Raw genomic sequence first — 13,544 nt, 5'->3', positions numbered from 1 at the left:
ACACCATGTTCAGAACAATGATGAAAGCGAAATTACATCGCGCTCGAGTAACCGAATCTAATTTAAATTATGTTGGTAGTATTACCATTGATGAAGATTTACTTGATGCAGTTGACTTGTTAGAAAACGAAAAGGTTCAAATTGTTAACAACAATAATGGTGAACGGTTTGAAACATATATAATTAAAGGAGAGCGAGGAAGCGGCGCCATTTGTTTGAATGGCGCTGCAGCTAGAAAAGTACAGCCTGGTGATGTCATCATTATTTTAAGCTATGTTCTTCTTAGCAACGAAGAAGCCCATGAACATTCGCCAAAAGTGGCCATTCTAGACGAACGTAATCAGATTGTAGAAATGTTAGGAACAGAACCAGCTTCTACCGTTTACTAATTCGAATATTCCCTCCTCGAAACATGCAAACTGTTAGTAACGCATGAAAATGGGAGGGGATTTTTTGAAGGAATGGATAGATGAGTGGTACAGCCTTTACCAAGCTGTTTGGGAACTACCGCTTGATAATCAGGTAGAGGTATTAGAGAATAAAACACAGGAATTACTCATGACGTGGGGATCGTTAGATGAGGCGCTTCAACAGTTGAAAAAGAAGTTGAAAGCTGAAAATGGTCCCTATGCATACCAGTCACAAGGGACGTATTTATTTGATCAAGGTGAATTTGATCAAGCTTGTTTACAATTAAAACAAGAACAGGGTGAAGAAAAACAAGAGGCCGTTCGCTGTTTATATCTTGGATATGCTTTACTTTATACAAATGATTTCATTGGAAGTGAAGAATACTTCCGCTATGTACAGTTCATCAGTACGCAACCGTTGATTCTTCATCTTGTTTACCAAGGTTTAGGTTTAGTTGCTATGCTTCAAAATAAATTGGAATTAGCGATTCAGTATTTAGAAAAAGCACAACCCTTAGCAGAAAACCACGAAGTCATGTATAATTTAGGTGTCTGTTATTTTACACTAGAAAATTACACGTATGCGGTTACGTGTTTTAGGCGATATGCGTACGTTAAAGACGACAGTGATGGTCTTTATGCATTAGGGTTAGCGCTTTTGCAAACGGGTGAAATCGAAGAAGCTAGAGCCGCATTTTTAGAGGTGATTGAATCCGTTGAGCAAGAGGCTGATTTACTAGCTGTTGCCCAGTTAGTAGAGTGGATTGGGGAACATGAACTCGCCTGTTATGCCTACGAGCATTTAATGTTGCTAACAGGTAAAACCCCACGCTGGCTACATGGATTTGCATGGAATAAAGCATTAGCGGGAGACAAAAGAGCGATTCACTTATTAGAGGAGCTTGGTCAAACGGATCCAGAAGCAAAAAAATCATTTGAATGGATACAAGCAACAGTAAAGTAAGAACGGGGTGTCAGTGTGTCACAATCTTATGTTGTGCTTGATTTGGAGACAACAGGAAACGCTCCAGAGCAAGGCGCGCGAATTATTCAAATTGGAGCGGTTAAGGTGGAAGGTCACAAAATAACGGATCGATTTTCAACATTTGTCGATCCTCAATGTGAGATTCCGCCTTTTATCACAGAATTAACCGGTATAACAGAAAAGGATGTTAGTGGCGCACCACTATTTGAAGAGGTTGCTGAAGAGGTATTGACCTTTTTAGATGGTAGTCATTTTGTGGCTCATAATGTCCCATTTGATAAAGGTTTCTTAAAGAAACAGTTAGCGCTTGCTGGCTACCAGTTTCCGAACTGCTATTCTTTTGATACGGTAGAGTTAAGTCGAGGCTTGCTACCTACATTAGATAGCTACAAGCTTTCAGATCTAACTGTTTACTTTGATATGGATCATTCTCGACCACATCAAGCAGACAGTGATGCTGAAATGACAGCTGAGCTGTTTATTTATTTACATAATAAAATCCTTCAACTGCCGTTGCCCACTCTTCAAGCGCTAAAGAAAATTACGGCATCGTTAAAGAGTGACTGGGATTTCTTGATTGAAGAAGGGATTCAACAAGCTCTTAAAAAATCACAGTTTGAGGATGCATCAATAGATGTGTTTCGACAGCTCGCGTTAAAGCGCATTGAAGACGAGGAAGAAGAATTCATTGAAGAAGAGCTGCCTGAAACCTATTCAGTCTTTGAGCAAGCGTATTTTTCTGAAAAAGGAAAACTAGCGTCTCAATTCGAGCAATATGAAATACGTGAAGGCCAAAAAGAAATGGCTTCAGCTGTATATGAAGCCTTTTCCGATCACGCCCATACACTTATAGAAGCAGGAACAGGTACTGGGAAAACCCTCGGCTATCTAATTCCCAGTGTGTATTATGCGAAGCAAACAAATCAAAAGGTTGTGCTTTCAACGTATTCTATACCATTACAAGAGCAATTACTCCGTAAAGATTTAGCGCTAATGAAGCAAGCGTCAGGTATACAGGTCCGTGTGGCAGTATTAAAAGGAAGACAACATTATTTAGATTTAAGAAAATTTGAAGAGGCAGCATTGTATAGTGAAGAAGGTTCATACGATGTACAGCTAACAAAAGCTCAAATTTTAATTTGGTTGTTGGAAACGCAAACGGGAGACGTAGAAGAATTAAACTTATCTAGCGGAGGACAATTATTCTGGCAAACGATACAGAGTGATGCTTCATCGGATTTAGGTCGATTTAATCCTTGGTTTACACGCTGTTTTTATCATCGATCGCGTAAACAAGCGAAAGAAGCAGATATTATTATTGTCAATCATGCTTTATTAATGACGGATGTACATCAACGTAGAGCCATTATTCCAACGTATAGCCATGCTGTTATAGATGAAGCACATCATTTAGAGGAAACAGCCATTGATTATTTTGGCTTGGCAGTGAATTATTTATCCATTGGCTTTTCTTTGTCTCGCTTAGTCCAATCTGTTACTCAGAATAAGTCGTTTATGAATGAGTCAGAAGGGTTTATTAGCGTGTTAAATGAGATAAAGGAAGATGTGGAAGAATTATTTAGAATGCTTCATGCGTTTGTAAGTGAACGACAAACGGAAGCGACAGACGTTGGGCGCATGAGCTATGTGTATCGTAGTTTTCAAGAAGAGGGCGTTTTATGGCAAGGTATTTTGGAATGTGCCATGCGGGTGCAAATGAATAGCTCTTCTGTTATTGAACAGCTTTATTCGGCAATCGATAAAGAAAAAGACAATGAGCCTGCTTATGAAGAACGTTCCTTTATCGCAAACGTGAAATCAATGGTCGCCTTATTTGAAGAGGAAGTGACACAGCTCTACGAATTACTTCTAGAGTATGACGAAGAATTTGTTTATTGGATAGAAGCTGAGCCAAAAGGCGCCAAAAATGCAATCTATTTATATGCAAAGCCTATACGAGTGAACGAGAGGTTAGCGGATGACTTTTTTGCAACGAAACAGAGTGTGGTGTTGACGTCTGCAACATTAACCGTTAATCAATCATTCGACTATGCGCAAAAACGACTTGGATTAGAGGATTTTGGCGTTCGGACAAAAAAAATCCCCTCTCCATTTTCTTATGAAAAACAGTTGAAAGTATTTATACCAACCGACATACCAGACATACGCGGTCATAATGATCAGTTGTTTATTCAAGATGTGGCGATTAAATTATGGCGCTTAACTGAATCAACGAATAAAAAAGCACTTGTACTTTTTACGTCATATGACATGCTAAAGCAAGTTTATCAGTACGTAAAAGACCTTGATGATGAGGGGCAAATTACGCTTATTGGCCAAGGGGTTACGAGTGGATCACGCTCTCGCCTTTTAAAACTGTTTAGACAAGCAAATGGAGCGAGTATTTTACTTGGAACCAATAGCTTTTGGGAAGGGATTGATTTGGCTGGTGATGCACTGGAGCATTTAATCATTGTACGGCTGCCGTTTGCGCCTCCTAATCAACCTCTTACAAGAGCGCAAATTAACGCAGCGAAGGCAAATGGGGAAAATCCGTTTACAGACCTTTCTTTACCACAAGCGGTTATTCGATTTCGACAAGGGTTTGGACGTTTAATTCGAACAGCGAAGGATCAAGGCAATTTCTTTATATTTGATCGACGTGTTGTCACAACGAGATATGGAAAAACGTTTTTAGCTTCACTACCAACTACACCAGTGTACGAAGGGAAGTTCGAACACTTTTTGGAAGCTCATATTCATAATCAGGAGGAAGAGTAGTGGATACACTGATTTATAACGCAACCATTATCACAATGGATGACGAAGAAACGGTTATTGACCGTGGCTATATACGGTTTAATAAAGAACGTATCGTAACCATTGCAGAGGGAGAACCAACGCAAAAAGAAAAAGAAGAGACGACGCAAATGAATGCCAATGGAAAATGGCTTATGCCTGGACTTGTTAATACACATGGTCATCCAGGTATGACGCTTTTAAGAGGAATTAGTGATGATCAGCCATTGCAAGAGTGGCTTGAACAATCCATTTGGCCAGCAGAGCGGAAATTTGATGAGAAGACTTTACATGTTGCGCGAGATGTCAGTATGATTGAAATGATTGCTTCCGGAACAACGGCATTCGTCGATATGTATCATCTCGGGTTACCGTCTTTTGCTAACAGAATAGAGGAAGTCGGTATACGCGCAACGTTAATGCGTTCAGTCATTGGACTTTGCTCTAAGGAAGAACAAGATGAAAAGCTAGCAGAGTCTCTTTCGTTTGCGACAGCCTTCCACGGTCAAGCAAACGGACGCATTACAACAATGTTAGCTCCTCACGCGCCTTATACGTGCCCACCAGATTATATTGAGCGTATTGTCGAAGCGGCTCGTGATGCCAATTTACCTGTTCATATGCATTTGGCCGAAACGAGAAAAGAAATTCATGATTTTATGGATCAACACGGCATGCATCCACTGGAGTTATTAGAAGAACGTGACTTGCTGGCAGGCACAAAATGGCTGTTTGCCCATTGTGTTCATATGTATGAGCAACATTTTGAACTCATTCAACAAAGAGGAGCTATGGTTTCGCACAACCCAATGAGTAATATGAAATTAGGATCAGGGATAGCTCCAGTTGCATCTATGCTAAAGCACGATATCCCAGTATCAATCGGAACAGATTCAGTTGCAGCAAATAATCATTTAGATTTGTTTGAAGAAATGCGCTTTGCAGTTTTATTGCAGCGTGGTGTAAATGAGCAAGCGGATATTGTCAAAACTTACGATGGTTTAAAGATGGCTACAATAAATGGGTCCAAAGCAACGTATGTCAATCAAGTAGGTGCGCTACAACCTGGTAATGAAGCAGACTTTATTATGCTTTCTCCAAATCAAGCTCATTTATTGCCTGAACAACGTGTCTTATCCCATCTCGTATTCTCTGCTAAAGGAACAGATGTGACAGATGTGTTTGTTCAAGGAAAACCATTGTATCGAAACAAAGAATTCGTTACGATGGATAAAGAAAAAATTATGGCAGAAGCTCGTTCTATGTCAGCGGTTAATAAAAAGCTTATCGACTAAGTCGATAAGCGGAACGCTGTTATAGCAGCGTCAATGAGGTGTAGGTAGAAGGTTTTTAATCGATATCAGCCTGCATATCCTCTGCACTTACAGATAGTGGATAGAACACAGCAGGAAACGCTGTTTGCTTTAATGGAAAACAGCATATGTCCTCCAACGTTTGGTTTCCTCTGTGAAGCAAGGACCATTCGTCCTTTTGATGCTGAAACCAATCGGCCAAGCCGTGTTGTTCCATATAAACGCCCCCCTTCTCCTGGCGTATTTGTATTTTGCCACGAACAAAGCAAGCTATGTTTAGTAAAGATTGTGGAGAAGTCTATAATTTGGTTGGTATACTTTAATGGAGAGGCGAGTGAAGAAAAATGGAAAATACCGATATGAAAATGAAAGTATTATCGACAGTGACAATTGATCGTACAGATGATTTTTATAAAGTCGTTGATCAATTAAATCGAACATTAAAAGAAAAAGGATTAACATTTGGTTTTGCTCTTGATGCAAAAGACTCCGAAAAAATTGTTTTTACCATTTATGAAGTGTAGAGGATAAGATGAAGAAAAAAGGAATTATGATTTCGTTAATCGTTAGTTTGTTCTTAATAAGTGGCTTAAGTATTTGGCTGTACAGCACAATACGCTCACCGTTAGCAGCAGAAGGGGAAGACGCACGCTCAGTTGCGCTAAACCATGATCTATTAACGACCGTAAGCGATGTCTCCCATTACTATGGCGGTGACAGTTATTGGGTCTTGGAAGGCACAAATGATGACGGTGAAGATCAATTGTTATTTTTACATGAGGATTATGAAGAGTCAGATGAATATTATTTGCTGTCACCTCATGAGGGTGTAGAAAAAAGTGAAATGGTTGATACTGTATCACAAGAGTTAAACGTAACGTCATTTGAATCAATCCGACTTGGTGTTGAGAATGGACAACCAGTGTATGAATTTACATACGTGACAAATGGTTCTAGAGTTTTTTATTATACACTGTTTGAAACAGGTGCATATTTAAAGAGCTACAGTATTCACACAGCAGCTTAACAGCGAAGAGTGGGCTTCTATCGACTTTCATCCCGCGGTCAGTTATAATGTTAGTCGGAAAAAGAAACGTTGAAAAGAAAGACGTTCAGGAGGAATGACAGTTTTGAAAACAACGATTGCCCAAGTAGGTCAATATGTAGACAAAGAAGTAACCATCGGTGCATGGCTTGCAAATAAACGATCAAGTGGAAAGATCGCTTTTCTGCAATTACGAGACGGTACAGGCTTTATTCAAGGTGTAGTAGTAAAAGCAGAAGTAGCAGAAACACTCTTTCAACAAGCAAAATCATTAACCCAAGAATCTTCGCTTTATGTTACTGGCATTGTTCGCAAAGATGAGCGTTCATCATTTGGCTACGAGCTGACAGTAACGGATCTTAATGTTATTCATGAAGCAGAGGGGTATCCTATTACACCTAAAGCACATGGGACAGAGTTTTTAATGGACAATCGTCACTTATGGATTCGTTCAAAAAAACAGCATGCTGTGATGAAAATACGGAATGAAATCATTAAATCAACGTATGATTTCTTCTTCTCAAAAGGTTTTACTAAATTAGATTCACCTATTTTAACAGGTAGCTCCCCTGAGGGTACTTCTGAGTTATTCCATACAAAATACTTTGATGAAGATGCGTTTTTATCCCAAAGTGGACAGCTTTACGCTGAAGCTGGTGCAATGGCGTTAAATCGCGTATTCACTTTCGGACCAACCTTTCGAGCGGAAAAATCAAAAACGAGACGCCATCTCATTGAATTTTGGATGATTGAACCAGAAATGGCTTTTGTTGAGCATGAAGAAAGCTTAGACATACAAGAAGAATATGTGTGTTATTTAGCTGAACAGGTACGAAAGAATTGTGATCTAGAGCTTGATCTTTTGGAAAGAGACAAAGAAAAGCTTGCCGCAATTAAAGGACCGTTTCCTCGAGTGACATACGACGATGCGTTAGAGCTTTTACATGAGAAAGGGTTTGACGATATTGTCTGGGGTGACGACTTTGGTTCACCTCATGAGACTGCGTTAGCAGAGCATTACGATAAACCAGTATTTATTACCCGTTACCCGAAATCTCTGAAGCCGTTTTACATGCAACCAGCTCCAGATCGAGATGATGTTGTATTATGTGCCGATTTAATTGCGCCAGAAGGTTACGGTGAAATTATTGGTGGGTCCGAACGGATTCATGATTACGACTTGTTAAAACAAGAAATCGAAGCCCATGGATTACCGTTAGATGCTTATCAGTGGTATCTAGATTTAAGAAAATACGGTTCAGTCCCACATTCAGGGTTTGGATTAGGATTAGAGCGTACTGTTGCTTGGCTTTCAGGCATTGAACATGTCCGAGAAACAATAGCGTTCCCGCGCCTGTTAAATCGTTTGTACCCATAAGTAAAAACAAAAAACACCTTACCGCGTATTAGCATGTACGTAAGGTGTTTTTTTGTTTGTAAAAAGAGTGAATTCCTTTTAATCACGACTTGTTTTCTACTGCTTCAAGAGAAGTAAACGTGTTATACTAAGAGTTGTTAGAGGTGGTAGCTGTGGACGATACAGTCTTATTAAAATGGGTTCAGCAAAAGCAAGTCACTGTGCCCCATTTACTGTTAAAGCATTACACAAAGTTAAATATGAACGAGACGGAGCTCGTTCTACTAATACAAATTCAACGATTAATTGATAATGGTGATTCGTTTCCAACTCCGCAAACGTTAAGTGAACAAATGACGCTGTCTATAGAAGAATGTGCTGAAAAAATTGGCCAGCTCGTACGTAAGCGGCTATTGTCAATAAAAAATAAGCGGGATGATGAAACGAATATGGTGTATGAATATTGTTCACTTGACCCGCTATGGCTCCAATTAATTGATTATGTAGAGACTGAACAAAGTGAATATGAAGGTACAAAAACAGAAGAAGTTGAAGGACAACTGTTTCAACAATTTGAACAAGAGTTTGCCAGACCACTTTCACCAATTGAAGTGGAAACCATTTCGATGTGGATTGATCAAGATACCTATACGATAGAGCTCATTCAAGCTGCATTAAAGGAAGCCGTTATTTCGGGCAAATTGAATTTCCGCTACATTGATCGGATTTTGTTTGAGTGGCAACGCAATGGCGTTCGAACGGTAGAACAGGCTCATGCCCATAGTGAACGGTTTAGGCAGAAAACCAACTTACCGATCAACAAGGAAAAACGACAAACGGCTAAGCAATCAGAAAACATACCGGGATTCAATTGGTTAGAAAATTTATAAGGAGAGCACGATGTTATCGAAAAAAGATACCCAATTTGTCATCGATAAAATGGGAGACATGTTCCCTGAAGCGGAGTGTGAACTAGTTCACGCTAATCCGTTCGAATTACTCGTTGCAGTGATGCTATCGGCACAATGTACTGACGCATTAGTCAATCGGGTAACACCAAGTTTGTTTGCTAAATACACATCACCTGAAGATTATTGTGCAGTTCCAATTGAGGAACTACAAATGGACATACGTTCAATTGGATTATATCGAAATAAAGCAAAAAACATAAAAAAAATGGCGCAATCGTTACTCGACGATCATAACGGAGAGGTTCCGTCTGCTCGAGAAGATTTAGAAGCACTTGCAGGTGTTGGAAGAAAAACTGCCAATGTCGTTACAAGTGTAGCATTTAATATTCCAGCTATTGCTGTTGATACACATGTGGAACGTGTATCAAAGCGACTTGGTATATGTCGTTGGAAAGACTCTGTTAAACAAGTAGAAGAAACACTTGAAAAGAAAATTGAGAAAGCTGATTGGTCTGATGCCCATCACCGAATGATTTTCTTTGGTCGCTATCATTGTAAAGCACAAAACCCCCAATGTCAGCAATGTCCATTGGCCTTTATGTGCAGAGAAGGGAAAAAACGATTAAAAGGAGTGAAGGACCATGTATAAAAAGGTTCCTTCCTCTTTCTGTGTAGCCCCCTTTTATCGTGATGGAGAAGAGGTTTATGTAGACGAGGGACAAGATTTTATAACGCGCCAGCTAAGCTATCCCTTTATGGAAGATATAACGGCATTTACGAAGCCGTGGCAAGTCAATACAACAGAAGCAATCCGTGAGCTCCAACGCACGTTTACCTGTCAGAAAGATCAGCATCTGGCTTTACTTAAAGAAGGAAAGGGTAAAGAAATCGCTCATGAACAGCTAGTTATGAAAGCGTTTATGCTACAAAGCCTATACTGGTTGAATGGCCAAAGAGTAAAGTTAACGCAAGTAGCACATGATGTACATACGTTTACTCATGCACCCTTAAATGCAGCGGATCGTGTATTGTTTATTTTACATGGACAAGGAGACCGAGGGTTTGTTCAGCTTTGCTCCTTTATGGAAGATCTGAACAAACTGAATGAGCGGGTCGATCTGTTGAAGAAATTGTCAAAGAGAGGAAGTCAGCTGTGAATGACGTAAAAGAGCATGCGAATTTAACAGACAACGAACAGCTTCAGTGGGAACGTATTCAAAGTAAAAACACGTTATCCATTGCGTTAAGTGGACATTTTTCTGCTGGAAAGTCATCTTTAATCAATCATTTAACAGGTGTGCCCATTTTACCTACAAGTCCAATACCTACAAGTGCCAATCAAATTACGATAGCCCATGGTGATCTGGAAGTAGTAGTTGTGCATACAGATGGTACGGAAAAGTCTTTCCGAGGAACGATTGACTGGGCGGCGATTAAAAGGTACGCCATGGATGGGGCAAATGTTGAGAAACTAATGATCTATGCGCCGATACCGTTTTTGCAACATGCGGGTAGCTTAATTGATACACCAGGTGTTGATTCAACTGATCCAACCCACCAACATGTAACATTAGATGCGCTTTTCACGACTGATATTTTACTCTATGTGATGGATTACAACCACGTTAAATCAGAAACCAATCTAGGTTTCTTAAAGCAACTTTCTGATGAGGGAAAACCCCTTTTTATTGTTGTCAACCAAGTTGATAAACATCGTGATGACGAATTATCTTTTCAAAGCTACAAACAGAGTATTTTAGATACACTTGCGGAATGGGGAATTGCGTATCACGATTTGTTTTTTACAACGATTAAAGAGTCACCACATGATGAGCTTGAACGTTTAAAAGCCGTTTTAATGTCGCTATTTTTTTATGGAAATGAATTAGTCAAAGCAGGGAAAACAAAAATTGAACACAGTTTTTATAAATCGATTCAACGAAGAGTAGAGGATGATTGGGCTGAGGAACGGGCCAGTTTTACTGAAACTCTTCAACATAAGGGATATCAGTTAACTGATATTGAGAATTATGAGGAGCATGTAGAAAAAGTAGCACAAGCTGAACAAGGTTCAGTGGCTCGTCATCAGCACTTTTTACAGGAATGGGACAATTTGTTTCGACAAGCAACTGTATTCAATTCAATCTTAACTGAAAAAACAGCTAACTGGCTTGACGCTATGCGCCCGAATTTTAAAGTGGGTCTCTTTGCATCGAAGCGAAAAATGGCACAAGAGAGAATACATCGTCAAGAAGAGGTATTACATGAGCTTAATGATCAAATTAACAAACAGCTTGTGTTTCATCTAAGACAATCTCTGCAATCGCTTCCTTTAGAAGAAATGACAAACCAATCTATATTTTTAGACGCTATTCAATCCCTTTCATTTACGGCAACGCCATCTTTTCTAGAGGAAGCCGTGCCGAAGACAACATTCGCTGATTCATTTGTCTACCAGTATACAAAAGAGCGAACAGAAGACATTAAACGGCAGTTAAAGAAGCAAGCACTTGATGTACTCTCCATTGCAGAAGAGCAATTGCGGGTTTACGATGAACAGAAAAAGCAAGAAGCACATAAGAGGCGACATCAACTTGAAGCGATGAAGCCTTATGTGTCTCACTATTTATCTGCAAGAGAGCGAAAAGAAACGGTTATTCGTGAAATAATGAAGGAAGCAAACCGAAGAGATGATAAAGGGGCTTTTTCGAATGCGTTAAAGGAAATAGTGACAAAAAAAGTTCATTTTGAAGAGAGCCCGTCATCGTGGAAAGAGCAAGTGAAACAAAGCACTGAAGCCTCTCTTCTACCAACGATTAAAACAGAACGTCGATTGACCAATGAACACATTCGCGTAACAGATGAAGCGATTGCAGCGTTGCACAAAACGATGAATCAATTTGAAAAAAAAGCGTATACGCAAGATTGGCATGAACAGCTTGAGCAAGAGATTGCACATATTCAAACAGAGCAATTTACCTTGTCATTATTTGGCGCGTTTAGTGCAGGAAAATCAAGTTTGGCGAACGCATTATTAGGGGGAAAAGTATTACCAGCTTCTCCTCACCCAACAACAGCGACGGTGACAACTGTAACTCGTCCCACATCGGGTTATGCAAACGGTGATGTCTTTGTCCAGTACAAGACATATGAACAATTACGCGGGGAATTAACTTCGATATCCCAGTTATTAGACGTGTCGCTTACGCTTGAACAGTTTCAGCGCTTTCGCACGAAAACGTATCAAGCCACAACGGCAGCAAAAAAACAAGCTTTGTCATATATTGAAACGTTACAGAAAAGTATGAAACGTTTTGAGTCCTTTATTGAGCAAGACGAAGTGGTGTCTCTGGCTGATTTAAACGAGAAAATCGTGAACGAAGATGTTGCTTGTTTGATTGCCAATGCGACAATTTATTATGAGTGCGAATGGACGAAAAGAGGCTTGACTTTAGTGGATACGCCTGGGGTCAACTCTATTAATGGACGACATACAAATGTTGCGTATGAACAAGTAAAAGCCTCTGATGCCATATTGTATGTAACGTACTATAACCATTCATTTTCACGAGCGGATGCCCAGTTTATTGAGCAATTAGGTAAAATGAATAAGCAGTTTGCTTCAAAAAAGCTATATTTTATTTTAAATGCAATTGATTTAGCGGCAAATGAACAGGAGCGCCAAGGTGTAGAATCATTTGTCATGCGATCACTTGAAGAAGCAGGAATTGATGACCCTGCCCTGTTTTCTCTTTCAAGCAAAAATGTATTTGAAGAACAAGCCTCATCAACAGATTTTGATTACTTTAAACAAGAGCTTTATGGACCTTTATTAACGTCTTTAAAGGAAGCAAATCGAACGTCATTTGTAGCAAATGTAAACCAATATGTACTGTATTTACAGGAAGCGGAGTTGTTTACAGCGCTTTCTGATGAAAAAAAGCAAGCCCAACAACAACAATTTGAACAACAGCTAAGTACGATGCTGGATTCGTTTAAGCAAGATTACGGGAAGTCATTCCATATGAAAGTGGAGCAAGAGGCGAGTGAGTTATTTGCTTATTTACGTGAGCGCATTCCGTATGTGAGCCGTGATCGTTTCATTGAATTTGTCAATGTGGCTACGATTGTTGGCCCATCTCGAAAAAAACAGAAGGAAATGCTAGCTGCCCAGTTAGCAACATGGAATGAAGATAGTGTTTTTTATATAAATCAAGAGTTAAAAGCAACGATGACCCGCATTAGTCTTATGCTTCAACGGGCATTTGAGCAGTGGAAAAAAGAATGGCAACAGTCTGTTCAAGCTACCGTACCTGGTTTTCAATTTCCGCATGCAAAACAATCGATCCAATTAGAGACATTGCAAGGAACGCTAACAACAACACTTTCTATTGAGTCAAACGTTGGGTCATTTCAATCTCTGAAAGACTTTTTTGAAGGCAGTCGAGTGAAACAAGTGAAAGAAACGTTAGTAGAAGAGCTCGTTCAGCAAATACGTGCAGGTCTAAGGAAAGAAGAGGAACATACTCAACAAATGTTACAAGAAATAAGTACAAAATTGTTTGAAAAACAAGCCAAGCTGTTAGAAGCAAAAGTTGTGGCAGAGATCACGAAGCGGCGACAGCTTTATACAGCTACGATTCAAGAAAGCATTCAAGCAGAACGTAGTGCCTTACAACAATGGGTAAATGAAAAAGCATAGGGATTAATCCCTATGCTTTTTT

Annotated in this window: 12 protein-coding genes; 11 read left to right on the top strand and 1 reads right to left on the bottom strand. The window is 39.6% G+C overall.

Translation table 11 applies throughout. The annotated features are described in order from the left end of the window. Positions 1 to 5: 5 nt before the first annotated feature. From panD to E2L03_RS00570, 4 genes are all read left to right on the top strand, one after another. Positions 6 to 389, top strand: a complete 384-nt coding sequence (gene panD / locus E2L03_RS00585; RefSeq protein WP_038480173.1) for an aspartate 1-decarboxylase — start codon at positions 6 to 8, stop codon at positions 387 to 389. 64 nt (positions 390 to 453) lie between these two features. Then, the gene (locus E2L03_RS00580; protein WP_095150316.1) at positions 454 to 1,374 is read left to right on the top strand and encodes a tetratricopeptide repeat protein; all 921 of its coding nucleotides are present in this window, start codon (positions 454 to 456) and stop codon (positions 1,372 to 1,374) included. Positions 1,375 to 1,389: 15 nt separating this feature from the next. Then, a complete protein-coding gene (gene dinG / locus E2L03_RS00575) occupies positions 1,390 to 4,176 on the top strand; it encodes an ATP-dependent DNA helicase DinG, 3'-5' exoribonuclease type (protein WP_134258419.1) in 2,787 nt (928 codons plus the stop codon). Then, positions 4,176 to 5,489, top strand: coding sequence for an amidohydrolase (locus tag E2L03_RS00570; protein WP_134258418.1), 1,314 nt, complete (start codon positions 4,176 to 4,178; stop codon positions 5,487 to 5,489). Before dinG ends, E2L03_RS00570 begins: the two co-directional genes overlap by 1 nt. A 55-nt stretch (positions 5,490 to 5,544) precedes the next feature. Here the strand turns inward: E2L03_RS00570 and E2L03_RS00565 are convergent, their stop codons facing one another. After that, positions 5,545 to 5,724: a hypothetical protein gene (locus E2L03_RS00565; RefSeq protein WP_038480161.1), complete on the bottom strand. Its 180-nt coding sequence runs from the start codon at positions 5,722 to 5,724 to the stop codon at positions 5,545 to 5,547. A 148-nt stretch (positions 5,725 to 5,872) separates the two neighbouring features. On the opposite strand from E2L03_RS00565, the gene E2L03_RS00560 reads away from it, so the two are divergent. The 7 genes from E2L03_RS00560 to E2L03_RS00530 all read left to right on the top strand — a co-directional run bounded on the left by E2L03_RS00560 (position 5,873) and on the right by E2L03_RS00530 (position 13,522). Further along, positions 5,873 to 6,031, top strand: a complete 159-nt coding sequence (locus E2L03_RS00560; protein WP_437183206.1) for a YpmA family protein — start codon at positions 5,873 to 5,875, stop codon at positions 6,029 to 6,031. Between the two features lie 8 nt (positions 6,032 to 6,039). After that, a complete protein-coding gene (locus tag E2L03_RS00555) occupies positions 6,040 to 6,534 on the top strand; it encodes a cell wall elongation regulator TseB-like domain-containing protein (RefSeq protein ID WP_055737675.1) in 495 nt (164 codons plus the stop codon). A gap of 103 nt (positions 6,535 to 6,637) precedes the next feature. Then, positions 6,638 to 7,930: an asparagine--tRNA ligase gene (gene asnS / locus E2L03_RS00550; RefSeq protein WP_038480151.1), complete on the top strand. Its 1,293-nt coding sequence runs from the start codon at positions 6,638 to 6,640 to the stop codon at positions 7,928 to 7,930. A 152-nt stretch (positions 7,931 to 8,082) separates the two neighbouring features. Next, positions 8,083 to 8,799 (top strand): DnaD domain-containing protein, encoded by a 717-nt coding sequence (locus tag E2L03_RS00545; RefSeq protein ID WP_038485676.1) that lies wholly within the window; start codon positions 8,083 to 8,085, stop codon positions 8,797 to 8,799. Between the two features lie 10 nt (positions 8,800 to 8,809). Next, entirely contained in the window at positions 8,810 to 9,469 is a 660-nt protein-coding gene (gene nth, locus E2L03_RS00540) for an endonuclease III (protein WP_038480148.1), read from the top strand. Further along, positions 9,462 to 9,977, top strand: coding sequence for a YpoC family protein (locus E2L03_RS00535; RefSeq protein WP_134258417.1), 516 nt, complete (start codon positions 9,462 to 9,464; stop codon positions 9,975 to 9,977). The genes nth and E2L03_RS00535 overlap by 8 nt, the downstream gene beginning before the upstream one ends. Next, positions 9,974 to 13,522: a dynamin family protein gene (locus E2L03_RS00530; protein WP_134258416.1), complete on the top strand. Its 3,549-nt coding sequence runs from the start codon at positions 9,974 to 9,976 to the stop codon at positions 13,520 to 13,522. The genes E2L03_RS00535 and E2L03_RS00530 overlap by 4 nt, the downstream gene beginning before the upstream one ends. Positions 13,523 to 13,544 lie beyond the last annotated feature (22 nt).

The organism is Shouchella oshimensis (assembly GCF_004375095.1).
In the GTDB taxonomy this organism is placed as follows: Bacteria; Bacillota; Bacilli; order Bacillales; family Bacillaceae_D; genus Shouchella; species Shouchella oshimensis.
The sequence above is the reverse complement of the archived record's forward strand: the minus strand, read 5'-3'. Positions and strand labels throughout refer to the sequence as shown.